Origin of the sequence: Pectobacterium zantedeschiae (assembly GCF_004137795.1) — a bacterium.
Taxonomy (GTDB): Bacteria; Pseudomonadota; Gammaproteobacteria; order Enterobacterales; family Enterobacteriaceae; genus Pectobacterium; species Pectobacterium zantedeschiae.
The window spans coordinates 1-15,980 of the sequence record NZ_NWTM01000004.1; the positions used below are offsets into that span (position 1 = coordinate 1).

Sequence of the window (15,980 nt, forward strand, 5' to 3'; positions counted from 1 at the left end):
TTAAAAATTATGCCTGCTAACTTTAGCAGGCATAATGTTAAGCGAAATTTAGGGGCGTAGCTCAGTTGGTAGAGCACCGGTCTCCAAAACCGGGTGTCGCGAGTTCGAGTCTCTCCGCCCCTGCCAAATTGAACCCTTCACGTTATCGTGAAGGGTTTTTTTGATATGTGTTCTATGCTCAATCCTGCCTCGTGTAACTCTCATTGATTTCTTAATTATTCTCCCTTCCTGGATATCTAACTAACCTAATATATTGTTATTTAAAAGATAAAACACCTCTGGTGTATTTCTAATAGATCGTGATGATTTAGCTGTAAATATGTACAAAATCACCGTAATACCAGGTTGTGAACTTGCTCATCTACCTTGCCCGATATTTGAACTAAAACTATCTACAACCTGAGTGAAGGGTAAATCATTTTTCAGAGCGATCCTTCAGGTTGCATTCACTTGTTAATTATACCTGCCAACATCACATCGGTAGCGCTACAGCAGAAATTCGTAACGCTACGCTGTACCTGAAACCTGACTAAGTAGCTGTAAGACTACACAGAAGGAGTTTAAGTATGTACAGACGTTTACTGGTAGCTGTTGCTATAAGCACTGCATTATGCGGTGCCGTACAGGCAAAACCCTTAACGGTTGGTTTTTCCCAGATTGGTTCAGAATCAGGATGGCGCTCTGCGGAAACCAAAGTGTCAAAGCAGGAGGCCGAGAAACGTGGAATAACGTTGAAAATCGCTGATGCTCAGCAAAAACAAGAGAATCAGATTAAGGCTGTGCGTTCGTTCATCGCGCAGGGTGTAGATGCCATATTTATTGCCCCAGTCGTTGCTACAGGTTGGGCACCAGTCTTGCAGGAAGCGAAGGAAGCAAAAATCCCAGTTTTCCTACTCGATAGAACGATTGAGGTTAGCGATCCATCGTTGTACACCGCTGCTATTGCTTCCGATAGCGTCTATGAAGGAAAAGTGGCAGGAGAATGGCTTGTGAAAGAGGCCGCAGGCAAACCTTGTAATGTTGTAGAGTTACAGGGGACTGTTGGGGCTAGTGTCGCGATAAACCGTAAGAAAGGATTTGCTGAAGGTATAGCTTCAGATCCGCAGATAAAAATTATCCGTTCACAATCAGGAGACTTTACTCGTAGCAAGGGTAAAGAAGTCATGGAAAGCTTTATTAAAGCAGAACAGAACGGAAAAAATATCTGTGCGGTTTATGCACATAATGATGATATGGCTATAGGTGCTATTCAGGCAATTAAAGAAGCGGGCCTAAAACCTGGTTCACAAATAAAAGTTGTCTCTATTGATGGTGTCCCCGATATTTTCAAAGCCATGATAAATGGTGAAGCTAATGCGACTGTAGAGTTAACCCCCAATATGGCTGGACCCGCTTTTGATGCTCTATTAGCGATGAAGAAAGATGGGAAACAGCCTGAAAAATTTATCCAAACAGAGTCTCGTTTATTGTTGCCCGATACGGCAAAACAGGAATATGAAACCAAAAAAGATCTTGGTTATTGATATTTATATTGTGGACTCATCATTTATATAAATTTTGCTAAATACCTAGCAGAAATATGAATATGGAAAAGTGGGTTTACCCTGTTTTCTGCGCCTTTAAATAAAGGGACAGTGAATATTGTCAGCCTACTTACCATAATATTTCTTAGGTGTAACGTAGCCTTGTTAAGTTGTTGCATAGGTGATGCTGATGGAAACGACACGGTTGTTAGATATTCAGGGTATGAGCGTTGAGTTTCCGGGGGTGAAAGCATTAGATCAGGTGGATTTTACGCTCAATCGCGGCGAAATAGTGGCTCTATTGGGGGAGAATGGTGCAGGTAAATCAACGCTAATTAAGGCACTGACTGGCGTTTACCATCGCTCATCTGGTGACATTATCCTTGATGGTATAACGATTAATCCTGTTAATACGGCACATGCTCAGTCATTGGGTATCGGCACGGTATATCAAGAAGTTAATCTATTACCGAATCTGTCTGTTGCAGCAAATTTATTTATTGGCCGTGAGCCCACACGATGGGGCATTGTTGATCAACATAAGATCCAGCGTCAGGCCGAAGCACTCTTACTAAATTATGGGTTGGTGATTGATGTTAGCCATCCACTTGGCAATTATTCTATCGCGGTCCAGCAAATTGTAGCGATTGCCAGAGCTATCGATCTCTCCGCTAAGGTTTTGATTCTTGATGAACCCACCGCCAGTCTCGATGCAAAAGAAGTCGATATGCTACTCGATATATTGCGGAAGCTGCGCGATCGCGGAATCGGCATGATATTTGTCACGCATTTTCTGGATCAGGTTTACCGTATTAGCGACAGAATTACCGTTTTACGCAATGGACAGTTAGTCGGGACATTGCCTGCTGTAGAGTTACCGCGAATTGAATTAGTTCAAATGATGTTAGGCCACAGTTTTGATGAAACGTTATTGAAACGCGCTGCACACAGTGACGCATCTGGTGAACCCATTGTGCAATTTAAACATTATGGCCGACGTGGCTTTATTAATGACTTCGAACTTTCCGTGCGAGCGGGAGAAATTGTTGGTCTGGCTGGTCTATTGGGATCCGGAAGGACAGAAACCGCGCAACTGATATTTGGCATCAACGTGTCCGACGCTGGTGAAGCGTGGGTTGATGGCAAACGCGTCAACATTCGTACGCCGCGTGCAGCAGGAAAGCTGGGTTTCGGTTATTGCCCAGAGGATCGCAAAACTGACGGTATCGTCGGTGCTGCAACGGTTCGAGAGAACATTATTCTGGCACTTCAGGCTCAGCGCGGCTGGTTAAAGCCGATGTCTTTACGCGAACAAACTCGGATAGCTGAAAAGTTTATCAGCCTATTGGGGATTCGCACCCCTAGTGCTGAGCAGGAAATTCAGTATCTATCGGGAGGGAATCAGCAAAAAGTGCTGCTATCGCGTTGGCTGGCCACAGAACCACGTTTCTTGATTCTGGATGAGCCAACGAGGGGAATTGATGTTGGTGCTCATGCTGAAATTATTCGCCTTATCGAAAAATTGTGTGAGCAGGGGATGGCGCTATTGGTGATCTCTTCTGAACTGGAAGAGCTGACTGGTTATGCCGACCGCATCATTGTACTGCGTGACAGGCAGCATGTGGCACATCTCGAACATAGCGAGATCTCGGTTGCGGCAGTAATGCAGGCCATTGCGGTACAAACGGGAGCGGCTGATGACAGACAATAAAATTAAACCTGCCAGAAAAGTGCGTTTGACGTTCACCAAAGGGGTGCCACAACTTCTGGCTCTCGTAGCTATCTTGCTGGTTGATAGCATGGTCGCACCCAATTTCTTCGCCCTGCACATTCAGGATGGGCGTTTATTCGGTAGCCTTATCGACATCCTTAACCGCGGTGCGCCCGTTGCGCTATTGGCATTAGGTATGACGCTGGTTATTGCAACGGGTGGTATCGATTTATCAGTTGGTGCGGTCATGGCGATTGCAGGAGCTACTGCCGCAACGCTTACTGCTGCTGGCCACCCACTTCCTTCCGTATTACTGACTGCGCTATTAGTTGGCGCACTGTGTGGGCTATGGAACGGCTTTCTGGTTGCCGTGTTGCAGATTCAGCCGATTGTTGCGACGTTAATGCTGATGGTGGCGGGACGGGGAATCGCTCAACTGATTACCGAAGGTCAAATTATCACGTTTGATAACGCCGGATTGGCTACGCTGGGTAGCGGAACGTTGTTCTATCTACCGATGCCAGTGATTATTGCCAGCGTGACGCTGCTGGCCCTGTGGGCTTTAACTCGTAAAACGGCGCTTGGACTATTTATCGAATCCGTCGGGATTAATTTACGCTCAGCTCGTAATGCTGGTGTGAGTACAAAGCTGGTATTGGTCGCGGCTTATGTCATATGCGGCGTGTGTGCCGCCGTGGCGGGCGTGATCGTAACGGCGGATATCCGTGGTGCGGATGCTAACAATGCAGGCCTCTGGCTGGAATTAGATGCGATTCTGGCCGTGGTGATTGGTGGCGGTTCGCTACTTGGAGGACGCTTTAATTTACTGCTCTCCGTCGTCGGCGCTTTGATTATTCAAAGTATGAATACGGGAATCCTGCTATCTGGCTATCGACCGGAATTTAATCTGGTTCTGAAAGCACTCGTCGTTCTGTTGGTTTTGGTTATGCAATCTCCTCGTATTTCGCTGCATCACCTGTTCAGGAGGAAAACATAATGTTGAAACGCCACTTCCCCCTGTTGATGACGATTCTGGTATTTATTGCTGGTTATCTGTTTTGCCTCAGCCAGTTTCCCGGTTTTGCTTCGACACGAGTTTTCTTTGATTTACTGACGGATAACGCCTTTCTGGGGATCGTGGCAGTTGGGATGACGTTTGTCATTCTGTCTGGCGGGATCGATCTTTCCGTAGGGTCAGTCATTGCGTTTACTGGTGTGTTACTGGCCAAATTAATCGGTACGTATGGAATTGATCCTTTCTTTGCGTTCGCCATTGCGCTGGTGATGGGAGCCATGTTTGGTGGATTAATGGGATGGATTATCGATACGTTGAAATTGCCTGCATTTATTATCACGCTAGCCGGTATGTTTTTTGTCCGAGGGATGAGCTTTATCGTTTCACAGGAGTCGATTCCAATCGATCATCCGGTCTATAGCCAACTGGCGGGTTTAGCATGGCGCATGCCTGATGGGGGGCGATTCACCTTTCTGGCGTTAGTTATGCTGATTGTGGTGCTGCTGGGGATTGTGATGGCACATCGTACCCGGTTCGGTAACCGTGTTTATGCGATTGGCGGTAACAGCTATTCTGCGGAGCTGATGGGGGTGCCCGTCAGACGGACGACGATTCATATATACATGCTCTCCAGTACGTTAGCGGTGCTGTCAGGCATTGTTTTTTCGCTATATACCTCAGCGGGTTATGCTCTGGCAGCAAGCGGTGTGGAGTTGGATGCCATCGCGGCTGTCGTGATCGGCGGTACGCTATTGACCGGTGGCGTCGGGACGGTATTGGGAACCCTGTTTGGTGTATTGATTCAGGGCCTGATTCAAACGTATATCACATTTGATGGCACCTTGAGTTCATGGTGGACAAAAATCGTCATTGGCTTCCTGTTGTTTGCTTTCATTGGGTTACAGAAAGCATTAAGCACCTTCTGGTTAGCCAGACGTGCTTAAGTTGGATGTGAGAAAAATAGGTCATGGATTAATCACAATAGGCGTTTTTAGCAACTGACGAATCATCGTCTGCTGATCGCTGTTTTGTAACCAAACGGCGTAAAATGGGCGCACGACGGGCTGACTATCGCCGACTATCCGCAGGCTGGAGTAAGTTTGTAACCAATGACTGGGTAAAAACGCGCAACCGCCAGTTGTTTCAAGCAGTTGGCGGGTCAAATGGGCGGATGTTGTTGTCAGAATAGGAAGCTGATCGCTTGCCAACAGGCGAGTTTCTTGCTGATGGAAATCTGCGCCCCATTCCAATTTTATATAGGGTAGTTCCTGTCCGGGTGGATGTGCTTCTGCTGAAAACAGTGAAAGGGAAAAATTCCCCAGTAACTGGCTTGCTAATTCTTCCATTTTTGGTTGTTCGGTCGTTATCAACAGATCCAATTGGCGCTCATGGAGTTGTTTGACCAACGAGTGCCGTAAGGCAATGCGTGCCTCCAACTGGAGCAACGGGCGCTGTTGGTAAAGCGATTGTAGCCAGGGAGTGAGGTACGCCTCCCAGAGTGAAGCGGTTGCCCCCACCGAAAGCAGACTGTGTTGCTGCGAGCGAGCGACTTCTTTTTTGGCGATCTGCCAGGTACCGATAAGGCTTTCTGCATAGGGTAGAAGCCGTTCGCCAGCGGGCGTCAGACGTATATTGTTCCGATGACGTGTGAACAGGTTGGCACCAAGCTGCGTCTCCAACTGGCGAATCCGAAAACTCACCGCTGACTGCGTCAGATACAGGGATTCGGCGGCACGGCCAAAGTGTCTTGTCCTGCTGACTTCCAGAAAGGTTTTTAGTAATTCGGTATCCACGCCCATCTCCAAAAAAATTTTGTCGTAATGATTTAAATGTTTTGTTTTACACAATGTCAAGCCTATCTAATACTCCGCGCCATAAACAACACGACCATAGAAGAATTAGGAGCGTGTAAGATGGCAGAAAGCTTCTCTACCACTCATCGTTTTTTTGATAACAAGTTCTACCCGCGTGGTTTTTCCCGACATGGCGACTTTACTATTAAAGAAGCACAACTGTTGGAGCGCCACGGTTACGCGTTTAACGAGCTGGATTTGGGCAAACGTGAACCAGTAACTGGGGAAGAGACATCGTTTGTTGCAATGTGTCGCGGCGAACGTAAAGCGGAAACGGAACTGGAAAAAATCTGGTCCAAATATCTGGAACGTGTCCGTCGTCCTAAACGCTTCCATACGTTGTCCGGCGGTAAGCCGCAGATGGACGCGGTAGAAGAATACACTGAAAGTGATGATTAATTAAGAATGGGGCGTTAGCCCCATTTTCTTTTGTGCTGAGTAAATATCGTGTTTCCGCTATTCAAGGCTTTTGTGGAGCTGGATGAGTAATCGATCCATACAGCGGTAGCTCAGCGCTTCGGCAAGATGTTTTCTCTCGATATTGTCCCGATTACCGAGGTCAGCGATCGTGCGGGCGACTTTCAATATCCTGTGCCAGGCGCGTACGGATAAGCCAAGTTTATTCATAACGTCTTCCAGATAGGAAGCATCGGCCATCTCCAATTTGCAGTGTTTTTCTATTTCGCGTGAAGTTAGCAGCGCATTGATTTTATTTGCCCGCTTCAACTGTATCTGCCTTGCGATCAGCACGCGCTCGCGAATCGTCGCGCTGCTTTCACCTTGGTAATGTTGTTGAGATAACACCCCTGGTGGTAGCAAAGGGACTTCAATAGAAAGGTCAAAGCGATCCAAAAAGGGACCGGAAAGTTTACTGAGATAGCGCAATATCTGTTGTGCAGGTAAGCGGTTATGAATGCCCTGATAATGACCTGACGGACTGGGGTTCATCGCGGCGACAAGCTGAACGCGTGCCGGGTAGCATACTTTAGCGCGGGTGCGGGAAATGATAATTTCACCGGATTCCAGAGGCTCTCGTAGTGAGTCCAGAACGCGCCGCTCAAACTCCGGTAATTCATCCAGGAAAAGTACACCGTTGTGGGCGAGCGAGATTTCTCCGGGTTTGGGCAGCGATCCTCCACCGACGAGTGCAGCCATGGAAGAGCTATGGTGAGGCGCTCTGAAGGGCCTGGCTCGCCAGCGCGTCATGGTGGCATCAATGTTGATTAGGCTATTGATGGCGGCGCTTTCCAACGCTTCGTCATCGCTCAATGGCGGCATTAGATTGCCTAATCGGCTCGCCAGCATGGTTTTCCCTGTTCCCGGCGGCCCTAGCAATAGCAGATTGTGGCCACCTGCAGCCGCGATTTCCAACGCGCGTTTAGCTTGCTCCTGACCGATAATATCTTTCAAGTCGAGCGTATCTTCCCCAGACTGCGGAACGGGTGTCATATCAGAGCAACTGAGCAGTTTCTCTTCTCCGCTGAGAAAAGCACACACCTGCAACAGATGCCCCGCCATTAGCGCTTCTCCCTGCGGTATCAGCGTCATTTCTCGTTTATTGTCATCTGGCAGGATAAGCTGGCGGCCTGATTTTATGGCTTCCAATGCGGCTGGAATCGCGCCATTAACGCCACGTAACGTGCCAGACAGGCCGAGTTCGCCGAGAAATTCGTAGCGGTTTAGCTTTTCACCATCGATTTGTTCTGACGCTGCCAGAATCGCCAGAGCAATGGGCAGATCGTAGCGTCCTCCTTCTTTGGGCAAGTCTGCTGGTGCGAGGTTGACCGTGATACGCTTTGCAGGGAACGTAAACCCGCAATTGATAAGTGCGCTGCGCACGCGATCGCGCGCTTCTTTGACGGTGGTTTCTGGCAACCCCACCAGCGTTAATGCCGGTAATCCACTGCTGATGTGAACTTCGATGTAAACATCAGGCGCTTGTACGCCAATCATTGCCCGAGTGTAGGTAACTGCCAATGACATGCTATTTCCCCTTTGCTGATGATTTGCATCATGTCTGGCAAGGGAAAAGAAGTAGAGGACGTTGTCGCCATTCTGCGCGGCGGTATCAGAACATAATTCTCTGTTTCAGCAATGGATAAAATTTGTGCATGATGGGCCGCAATTATTCACGGGGTACGACTTTCTTAAGATTGCATGCCGATCGGTAATGCTCGTAGTTTCCCGTCGTGTGCTCATTTTTACGCCAATGAACGAAAATAATTTGATGTACTTCTACCTTATGATTACGTTGTATTTTTTCCCGTATCATAGGTAATCCTTACAGGTGGTGATGAAAAAAAATTGTTGTCACGCCATGTCTGACTGTGATAACTCTGTAGGCATTCGTTCGACAGAAGATTAATGAACAACCTATTATGAAAGCCCTATCCCTAGTGATTAGCCTAGTCGTGATTAGCGTGGTGGTGATTATTATCCCACCGTGCGGGGCTGCACTTGGACGAAGAATGGCTTAGAAATCAAGGCCTAATTCAAGAAAACCCCCGCACCGAAAGGTCGGGGGTTTTTTGTTGGGCGTAATCTATAACGGAAAGGAACAGAAAATGAACATCAGCATAAAATTCTGTTATTCCCATAAGATGTCGGGGAAATAACTATGAATGGAGCACAGTGGGTGGTACAAGCGTTGCGAGCACAGGGCGTGGAAACCGTTTTTGGTTATCCGGGCGGTGCGATAATGCCAGTCTATGATGCACTTTATGACGGCGGCGTAAAACACCTGCTGTGTCGCCATGAGCAAGGCGCGGCAATGGCGGCGATTGGCTATGCCCGTGCGACGGGTAAAGTTGGCGTTTGTATCGCGACATCTGGCCCTGGTGCTACCAACCTGATCACCGGTTTGGCCGATGCACTGCTGGACTCCGTACCGGTGGTGGCGATTACCGGGCAGGTAGGGTCCGCGCTGATTGGCACCGATGCTTTTCAGGAGATCGACGTGTTGGGGCTGTCGCTGGCCTGTACGAAACACAGTTTTCTGGTTGAGTCTCTCGAATCATTGCCGGAAGTGATGGCAGAAGCGTTCGCGATTGCCAACAGCGGCCGCCCTGGCCCTGTATTGGTTGATATTCCCAAAGATATTCAGTTGGCTGTCGGCGATTTCACGCCGAACTTTGCACCCGTTGCTAACGATGTTGATTTCCCCGAACAAGATATTGCGCAGGCGTACGCCCTGTTGGCGAAAGCACAAAAACCGGTGCTGTACGTTGGCGGTGGAGTCGGTATGGCGAATGCGGTTCCGGCGCTGCGAGAATTTCTGAGTGTGACAGATATCCCTTCGGTTTCAACGCTGAAAGGGCTGGGTGCCGTGGATGCCAATCATCCCTATTACCTCGGAATGATTGGTATGCACGGCACGAAAGCGGCGAACCTTATTGTGCAGGAGTGCGATCTGTTAATCGCGGTCGGGGCGCGGTTTGATGACCGCGTGACCGGCAAGCTGAACGCCTTCGCACCTCATGCCAGCGTTATTCACATGGACATTGACCCTGCGGAACTGAGTAAATTGCGTCATGCCAATGTTGCACTGCAAGGCGATCTGAAGGCGGTATTACCTGCGCTGCAACAGCCGCTGAACGTCAGCGCATGGCGTCAGCAAGCCACCATGATGAAGGCGGAATATCCTTGGCGTTATGACCACCCCGGCCAAGCGATTTACGCGCCTGCATTGCTGAAAACGATCTCCGACCGAATGAATGCCGATACCGTGGTCACGACCGATGTGGGCCAGCACCAAATGTGGGCTGCACAGCATATGACGTTCAGCCGCCCTGAGAATTTTATCACCTCCAGCGGCCTCGGTACGATGGGCTTTGGCGTACCGGCTGCGGTAGGCGCACAGGTAGCACGCCCGGATGACATGGTTATCTGTATTTCCGGTGACGGTTCTTTCATGATGAACGTTCAGGAATTGGGCACCATCAAACGAAAACGACTGCCGTTGAAGATCGTGTTGCTGGATAACCAACGGTTAGGCATGGTGCGCCAGTGGCAGCAGTTATTCTTTGATGAACGCTATAGTGAAACCGACCTTTCGGATAACCCTGATTTCCTGACGCTGGCGAGCGCATTTGATATCCCTGGCCAGCGCATCACCCGTAAAGATCAAATTGATGTCGCGCTGGATGCTCTGTTCAACAGCGAAGGTCCCTATTTACTGCACGTATCGATAGACGAATACGAGAATGTCTGGCCGCTGGTTCCGCCGGGCGCGGGCAACGAAACGATGCTCGATAAAATTCAATAAGCTCGACGAAACCAACTAATGGCTGACTTACACAGAATAAGTGCTGGAGACAATAGAATGACACACCATCAACTTTCGATTCAGGCGCGCTTTCGTCCCGAAGTTCTGGAGCGAGTATTGCGTGTTACTCGTCATCGCGGCTTCAAAGTTTGCGCTATGAATATGGTGCAAACCACTAATACCGATCACATTAATATTGAACTGACCGTTGCCAGCCATCGTTCGGTGGATTTATTGTCAACACAATTGAGCAAGCTGTTGGATATTGCTTGTGTTGATATTCAACCGATGACGACATCACAGCAGATCAGCGCCTAACGCAACAGAGTAAGGAAAAAGAAGAATGACAAAAAAAGCGGACTACATTTGGTTCAATGGCGAGATGGTTCCATGGGCTGAAGCAAAAGTACATGTAATGTCACATGCCCTGCATTATGGCACCTCCGTCTTTGAAGGCGTTCGTTGCTACAATTCACATAAGGGGCCGGTGGTTTTCCGTCACCGCGAGCACATGCAGCGCCTGCATGATTCGGCAAAAATTTACCGCATGCCCGTCGCGCAAAGTGTGGATGAGCTGATGGAAGCCTGCCGTGAAACGTTGCGTAAAAATAACCTGACCAGCGCCTATATCCGTCCACTGGTGTTTATTGGTGATGTGGGTATGGGCGTAAATCCGCCGGACGGTTACCAAACCGACGTTATTATCGCGGCTTTCCCGTGGGGTGCGTATCTGGGTGAGGAAGCGCTGGAAGCCGGTATTGATGCGATGGTGTCGTCCTGGAATCGTGTCGCGGCGAACACCATTCCAACCGCTGCTAAAGCGGGCGGTAATTATCTGTCTTCACTGCTGGTGGGTAGCGAAGCACGCCGCCACGGTTATCAGGAAGGGATCGCGTTGGATGTCCACGGTTATGTTTCTGAAGGCGCGGGTGAGAACCTGTTTGAAGTGAAGGACGGTATTATCTTCACGCCGCCGTTTACTTCTTCGGCGCTACCGGGCATTACGCGTGATGCCATCATCAAGTTGGCGAAAGATGCGGGATACGAAGTGCGTGAGCAGGTGCTGTCCCGCGAGTCACTCTATCTGGCGGATGAAGTGTTTATGTCCGGCACGGCGGCAGAAATTACCCCAGTGCGTAGCGTAGACGGTATTCAGGTCGGTATTGGTAAACGCGGCCCGGTCACCAAAGCCTTGCAGGAGGCGTTCTTTGGCCTCTTTACGGGTAAGACCGAAGATAAATGGGGCTGGTTGGATCCGGTAAATCAGTAATTAATTCAGACAGACAGAAAGTCAGGCGGTGACGCGTTCCGTCATCGCCAAATTCGTAATTTTTGGAGTAATAGAGCATGCCTAAGTACCGTTCAGCCACCACCACGCACGGCCGTAATATGGCCGGCGCCCGTGCCTTGTGGCGCGCCACCGGGATGACCGACAATGATTTTGGTAAACCCATTATCGCCGTGGTCAACTCCTTCACCCAATTCGTGCCCGGCCATGTGCACTTGCGCGATCTGGGTAAACTGGTTGCCGAGCAAATCGAAGCGTCTGGCGGTGTTGCGAAAGAATTCAACACTATCGCAGTGGACGACGGCATCGCCATGGGCCACGGCGGTATGCTCTATTCTCTGCCTTCCCGTGAACTGATTGCCGACTCGGTAGAATACATGGTGAATGCCCACTGCGCGGATGCAATGGTGTGTATCTCCAACTGTGACAAAATCACCCCAGGGATGCTGATGGCGTCGCTGCGCCTGAATATCCCAGTGATTTTCGTGTCCGGCGGCCCGATGGAAGCGGGAAAAACCAAATTATCCGATCAGATCATCAAGCTGGATCTGGTTGATGCAATGATTCAGGGCGCAGATCCGAAAGTCTCCGACCAACAGAGCGATCAGATCGAACGTTCTGCCTGCCCGACCTGTGGTTCCTGTTCCGGTATGTTTACTGCCAACTCCATGAACTGCCTGACTGAAGCGCTGGGTCTGTCTCAGCCAGGTAACGGTTCGCTGTTGGCGACGCACGCTGACCGTAAGCAACTGTTCCTGAACGCAGGCAAACGCATTGTTGGTCTGGCGAAGCGCTACTACGAGCAGGATGATGAGAGCGTGCTGCCGCGCAACATCGCTAATAAAGCGGCATTTGAAAACGCGATGATTCTGGATATTGCGATGGGTGGCTCCACCAATACCGTCCTGCACCTGTTGGCGTCTGCGCAGGAAGGTGAAGTGGACTTCACCATGACCGATATCGACAGGCTGTCACGTCAGGTTCCGCACCTGTGTAAAGTGGCGCCGAGTACGCAGAAATACCACATGGAAGATGTACACCGCGCGGGTGGTGTAATCGGTATTCTGGGCGAGTTGGACAGAGCTGGCCTGTTAAACCGTGAAGTTAACAACGTGCTGGGTAAAACGCTGCCGGAAACGCTGGAAGCTTACGACGTCATGCTGACGCAGGATGAAAGTGTGAAAAGCATGTATTCCGCTGGCCCGGCGGGTATCCGCACCACGCAGGCGTTTTCGCAGGATTGCCGCTGGGATTCACTGGATACCGATCGTCAGGAAGGCTGTATTCGCTCCCGCGAGTTTGCCTATAGTCAGGATGGTGGTCTGGCCGTGCTGTACGGCAATCTGGCAGAGAATGGCTGTATCGTGAAAACCGCTGGTGTAGATGAGGGCAGCTTGGTCTTCCGCGGCCCAGCGAAAGTTTATGAAAGTCAGGATGATGCGGTAGACGCCATTCTGGGCGGTAAAGTTGTGGCGGGCGATGTGGTTGTGATCCGCTATGAAGGACCGAAAGGCGGGCCGGGCATGCAGGAAATGCTGTATCCGACCACCTACCTGAAATCCATGGGGCTGGGTAAAAGCTGTGCGCTGATCACTGACGGTCGTTTCTCTGGTGGTACTTCTGGTCTGTCTATCGGCCATGCATCACCTGAAGCAGCCAGCGGCGGTACTATTGCTCTGGTACAGGATGGTGACATCATTGCGATTGATATTCCGAACCGTAGTATTGCGCTGGTTCTGGATGATAACGAGTTAGCGAGCCGCCGCGCAGCGGAAGAGGCGAGAGGCGAACAGGCCTGGACGCCACATAATCGCGAACGTCAGGTTTCTTTTGCGCTGCGTGCGTACGCCAGTCTGGCAACCAGCGCGGATAAAGGCGCTGTGCGAGATAAAAGCAAGCTGGGAGGCTAATGCTGATGGCTGTGTCACAACCTCTTCCTGCCGCGCCGGGGGGCGCGGAGTACCTGCGGGCGATCTTACGGTCGCCAGTGTATGAAGTTACGCAGGTCACACCGCTGGAGAAGATGGAGAAGATCTCTTCGCGGTTGGGTAATGTCATTCTGGTAAAACGTGAAGACCGGCACGCGGTGCACAGCTTCAAGCTGCGCGGCGCGTACGCGATGATGGCGGGTTTGAGCGATGAGCAAAAATCGCACGGTGTGGTGACGGCGTCTGCCGGTAACCATGCACAGGGCGTGGCGCTATCCTCCACCAAGCTGGGGATTAAATCGCTGATTGTGATGCCAGTGGCGACGGCCGATATCAAGGTGGATGCGGTGCGTGGTTTTGGCGGGGAAGTGCTACTACACGGCGCTAACTTTGATGAAGCCAAAGCCAAGGCGATTGAGTTGTCACAGCAACAGCATATGACCTTTCTGCCGCCGTTTGATCACCCTGCGGTGATTGCCGGGCAGGGTACACTAGCGATGGAGTTGCTACAGCAAGATGCCCATCTGGATCGTGTGTTTGTGCCGGTCGGTGGTGGTGGTTTGGCGGCAGGCGTCGCCGTACTGATCAAACAGTTGATGCCGCAAATTCAGGTTATCGGCGTGGAAGCGGAAGACTCTGCCTGTCTGCGCGCGGCGCTGGATGCCGGGCAACCGGTCGACCTGCCACGTGTCGGGCTGTTTGCCGAAGGCGTCGCGGTGAAGCGCATCGGCGATGAAACGTTCCGGCTGTGTCGGGAATATCTGGATGACGTGATTACCGTCGATAGTGATGCCATCTGTGCGGCAGTGAAAGACCTGTTCGAAGATGTTCGCGCGATTGCTGAACCGTCCGGTGCGTTGGCGTTGGCGGGGATGAAAAAGTACATCCAACAGCATCAGATTCAGGGCGAGCGTCTGGCACATATTCTGTCTGGTGCGAACGTCAACTTCCACGGATTACGCTACGTTTCAGAACGCTGCGAGCTGGGTGAACAGCGTGAAGCCTTGCTGGCTGTGACTATCCCTGAGAAACAGGGAAGCTTCCTGAAGTTTTGCCAACTGTTGGGGGGTCGTTCTGTTACTGAGTTCAACTATCGCTACGCGGATGCCAAAGATGCCTGCATTTTTGTCGGCGTGCGTCTGACGCGCGGCTATGCAGAGCGGCAGGAGATCATCGCTGAACTGTCCGCAGACGGCTATGAAGTGGTGGATTTGTCCGATGATGAAATGGCGAAGCTACATGTTCGTTATATGGTCGGTGGACGCCCTTCCAAACCGCTACAGGAACGGCTGTACAGCTTTGAGTTCCCGGAGTCGCCGGGTGCGTTGCTTAAATTCTTGCAGACGCTAGGGGCGCACTGGAATATTTCGCTGTTCCATTACCGCAGCCACGGCACAGATTTTGGCCGCGTGCTGGCTGCGTTCGAACTGGATGAAGGCGATCGGGAGTTCGAGCAGCATTTGCAGGCGCTGGGCTATGAATGCCATGACGAAACCAATAACCCAGCGTTCCGCTTCTTTCTGGCTGGTTAAGTTAGTTGGTTAAACGTTGAGTGTTCCCTTCACGCCGCCGATGGTGTTTCACCGTCGGCGGCGTTATCTTTAGGTCATCTGACAGCAACAGGGATGGCATTTCTCTATGGCAACGCAGTTCATGGGTTTTTCTCAAGCGGGTTTAACGTTTCTTCAGCAGGTGCGTCAGTACAACGATAAAGCGTGGTTTGACGAGCATCGCGCAGTTTACGATGAACAACTGGTTGCGCCATTTCGCACGCTGGTGGATGAACTCAGTCTGACTATGTTGCAGATTGACGACCACTTTGAAACTCGCCCGGCAATTGGTAAGACTCTCTCTCGTATTCATCGCGATACGCGCTTTTCTCACGATAAGTCACGTTACCGTAGCCACATGTGGCTGACGTTCAAACGTACCCGCAAAGACTGGACGGATGCACCGGTGTATTTCTTTGAAATTACGCCGGATACCTGGCGCTATGGGCTTGGCTATTACAGTGCGACGCGGAATACGATGGATCTGTTTCGTCAGACGCTACGCGGTAATTCGCCGCAGTTTCTTGAGGTTGCAAGCTGCCTGGGTAATACCTTCACGCTGGAAGGGGAAAGCTACAAACGCCCACTGATTAAAGATCAGGAACCGGAACTGGCAGACTGGTATAACCGCAAATCGTTTGCCGCGATATGTACCCGGCAGGATATGGAAGCGCTATTTTCCGGTGACCTCGTGGCAGTCCTGTCTCAGGGATTTACCCAGCTTGAACCGCTCTATCATTACCTGATGAATATTGAAACCATGAAGAAAGCCGCGCAGGAAGCAGAGTCCGATACGCGGGCATTTTCGGCGGATAAGTGGTTTGAACGCTAGAACCAGAGATCGCTAA

At 50.6% G+C, this 15,980-nt stretch carries 14 protein-coding genes and 1 tRNA gene; 13 read left to right on the top strand and 2 right to left on the bottom strand.

Translation table 11 applies throughout. The features are described 5' to 3' along the window. Positions 1 to 50 precede the first annotated feature (50 nt). From CLR69_RS18725 to yjfF, 5 genes are all read left to right on the top strand, one after another. Positions 51 to 126, top strand: a tRNA-Trp gene (locus CLR69_RS18725). 440 nt (positions 127 to 566) lie between these two features. Then, entirely contained in the window at positions 567 to 1,523 is a 957-nt protein-coding gene (ytfQ, locus tag CLR69_RS18730) for a galactofuranose ABC transporter, galactofuranose-binding protein YtfQ (RefSeq protein ID WP_129708925.1), read from the top strand. A 190-nt stretch (positions 1,524 to 1,713) separates the two neighbouring features. Further along, on the top strand, positions 1,714 to 3,234 hold the full coding sequence (ytfR, locus tag CLR69_RS18735; protein WP_131534994.1) for a galactofuranose ABC transporter, ATP-binding protein YtfR: 1,521 nt from the start codon (positions 1,714 to 1,716) through the stop codon (positions 3,232 to 3,234). Beyond that, positions 3,221 to 4,231, top strand: coding sequence for a galactofuranose ABC transporter, ATP-binding protein YtfT (ytfT, locus tag CLR69_RS18740; protein ID WP_129708920.1), 1,011 nt, complete (start codon positions 3,221 to 3,223; stop codon positions 4,229 to 4,231). Before ytfR ends, ytfT begins: the two co-directional genes overlap by 14 nt. Further along, positions 4,231 to 5,193 (top strand): galactofuranose ABC transporter, permease protein YjfF, encoded by a 963-nt coding sequence (gene yjfF / locus CLR69_RS18745; protein WP_039286283.1) that lies wholly within the window; start codon positions 4,231 to 4,233, stop codon positions 5,191 to 5,193. The genes ytfT and yjfF overlap by 1 nt, the downstream gene beginning before the upstream one ends. 21 nt (positions 5,194 to 5,214) lie before the next feature. On the opposite strand, the gene hdfR is transcribed toward yjfF, so the two are convergent. Next, positions 5,215 to 6,042, bottom strand: coding sequence for an HTH-type transcriptional regulator HdfR (gene hdfR, locus CLR69_RS18750; RefSeq protein WP_129708917.1), 828 nt, complete (start codon positions 6,040 to 6,042; stop codon positions 5,215 to 5,217). 120 nt (positions 6,043 to 6,162) lie between these two features. Between hdfR and CLR69_RS18755 the strand changes: the two genes are divergently transcribed. Next, the gene (locus CLR69_RS18755) at positions 6,163 to 6,501 is read left to right on the top strand and encodes a MaoP family protein (RefSeq protein WP_048262976.1); all 339 of its coding nucleotides are present in this window, start codon (positions 6,163 to 6,165) and stop codon (positions 6,499 to 6,501) included. A gap of 57 nt (positions 6,502 to 6,558) precedes the next feature. Here CLR69_RS18755 and CLR69_RS18760 read toward each other — a convergent pair whose 3' ends face one another. Next, positions 6,559 to 8,085, bottom strand: coding sequence for a YifB family Mg chelatase-like AAA ATPase (locus tag CLR69_RS18760; protein WP_131534995.1), 1,527 nt, complete (start codon positions 8,083 to 8,085; stop codon positions 6,559 to 6,561). A gap of 395 nt (positions 8,086 to 8,480) precedes the next feature. Between CLR69_RS18760 and ilvL the strand changes: the two genes are divergently transcribed. The 7 genes from ilvL (at position 8,481) to CLR69_RS18795 (ending at position 15,964) form a co-directional block, all read left to right on the top strand. Beyond that, positions 8,481 to 8,579, top strand: coding sequence for an ilv operon leader peptide (ilvL, locus tag CLR69_RS18765; protein WP_071531109.1), 99 nt, complete (start codon positions 8,481 to 8,483; stop codon positions 8,577 to 8,579). Between the two features lie 140 nt (positions 8,580 to 8,719). Further along, the gene (gene ilvG, locus CLR69_RS18770) at positions 8,720 to 10,366 is read left to right on the top strand and encodes an acetolactate synthase 2 catalytic subunit (RefSeq protein WP_131534996.1); all 1,647 of its coding nucleotides are present in this window, start codon (positions 8,720 to 8,722) and stop codon (positions 10,364 to 10,366) included. A 57-nt stretch (positions 10,367 to 10,423) separates the two neighbouring features. Continuing rightward, positions 10,424 to 10,684, top strand: coding sequence for an acetolactate synthase 2 small subunit (gene ilvM / locus CLR69_RS18775; protein ID WP_005969103.1), 261 nt, complete (start codon positions 10,424 to 10,426; stop codon positions 10,682 to 10,684). 25 nt (positions 10,685 to 10,709) lie between these two features. Then, entirely contained in the window at positions 10,710 to 11,636 is a 927-nt protein-coding gene (locus CLR69_RS18780; RefSeq protein ID WP_129708908.1) for a branched-chain amino acid transaminase, read from the top strand. Positions 11,637 to 11,713: 77 nt separating this feature from the next. Next, on the top strand, positions 11,714 to 13,564 hold the full coding sequence (gene ilvD, locus CLR69_RS18785) for a dihydroxy-acid dehydratase (protein WP_129708905.1): 1,851 nt from the start codon (positions 11,714 to 11,716) through the stop codon (positions 13,562 to 13,564). A gap of 5 nt (positions 13,565 to 13,569) precedes the next feature. Next, positions 13,570 to 15,114 (top strand): threonine ammonia-lyase, biosynthetic, encoded by a 1,545-nt coding sequence (gene ilvA, locus CLR69_RS18790; RefSeq protein ID WP_129708902.1) that lies wholly within the window; start codon positions 13,570 to 13,572, stop codon positions 15,112 to 15,114. Positions 15,115 to 15,220: 106 nt separating this feature from the next. Continuing rightward, positions 15,221 to 15,964: a DUF2461 domain-containing protein gene (locus tag CLR69_RS18795; protein ID WP_131534997.1), complete on the top strand. Its 744-nt coding sequence runs from the start codon at positions 15,221 to 15,223 to the stop codon at positions 15,962 to 15,964. Positions 15,965 to 15,980: the final 16 nt, after the last annotated feature.

What these genes read in the sequence shown, in the direction of transcription:
- CLR69_RS18795 (WP_131534997.1), top strand. Translation starts at nt 15,221, where the DNA reads ATGGCAACGCAGTTCATGGGTTTTTCTCAAGCGGGTTTAACGTTTCTT.
- ilvM (WP_005969103.1), top strand. Translation starts at nt 10,424, where the DNA reads ATGACACACCATCAACTTTCGATTCAGGCGCGCTTTCGTCCCGAAGTT.
- ytfQ (WP_129708925.1), top strand. Translation starts at nt 567, where the DNA reads ATGTACAGACGTTTACTGGTAGCTGTTGCTATAAGCACTGCATTATGC.
- ilvD (WP_129708905.1), top strand. Translation starts at nt 11,714, where the DNA reads ATGCCTAAGTACCGTTCAGCCACCACCACGCACGGCCGTAATATGGCC.
- CLR69_RS18780 (WP_129708908.1), top strand. Translation starts at nt 10,710, where the DNA reads ATGACAAAAAAAGCGGACTACATTTGGTTCAATGGCGAGATGGTTCCA.
- yjfF (WP_039286283.1), top strand. Translation starts at nt 4,231, where the DNA reads ATGTTGAAACGCCACTTCCCCCTGTTGATGACGATTCTGGTATTTATT.
- CLR69_RS18760 (WP_131534995.1), bottom strand. Translation starts at nt 8,085, where the DNA reads ATGTCATTGGCAGTTACCTACACTCGGGCAATGATTGGCGTACAAGCG.
- ilvL (WP_071531109.1), top strand. Translation starts at nt 8,481, where the DNA reads ATGAAAGCCCTATCCCTAGTGATTAGCCTAGTCGTGATTAGCGTGGTG.
- ytfR (WP_131534994.1), top strand. Translation starts at nt 1,714, where the DNA reads ATGGAAACGACACGGTTGTTAGATATTCAGGGTATGAGCGTTGAGTTT.
- CLR69_RS18755 (WP_048262976.1), top strand. Translation starts at nt 6,163, where the DNA reads ATGGCAGAAAGCTTCTCTACCACTCATCGTTTTTTTGATAACAAGTTC.
- ilvA (WP_129708902.1), top strand. Translation starts at nt 13,570, where the DNA reads ATGGCTGTGTCACAACCTCTTCCTGCCGCGCCGGGGGGCGCGGAGTAC.
- ilvG (WP_131534996.1), top strand. Translation starts at nt 8,720, where the DNA reads ATGAATGGAGCACAGTGGGTGGTACAAGCGTTGCGAGCACAGGGCGTG.
- ytfT (WP_129708920.1), top strand. Translation starts at nt 3,221, where the DNA reads ATGACAGACAATAAAATTAAACCTGCCAGAAAAGTGCGTTTGACGTTC.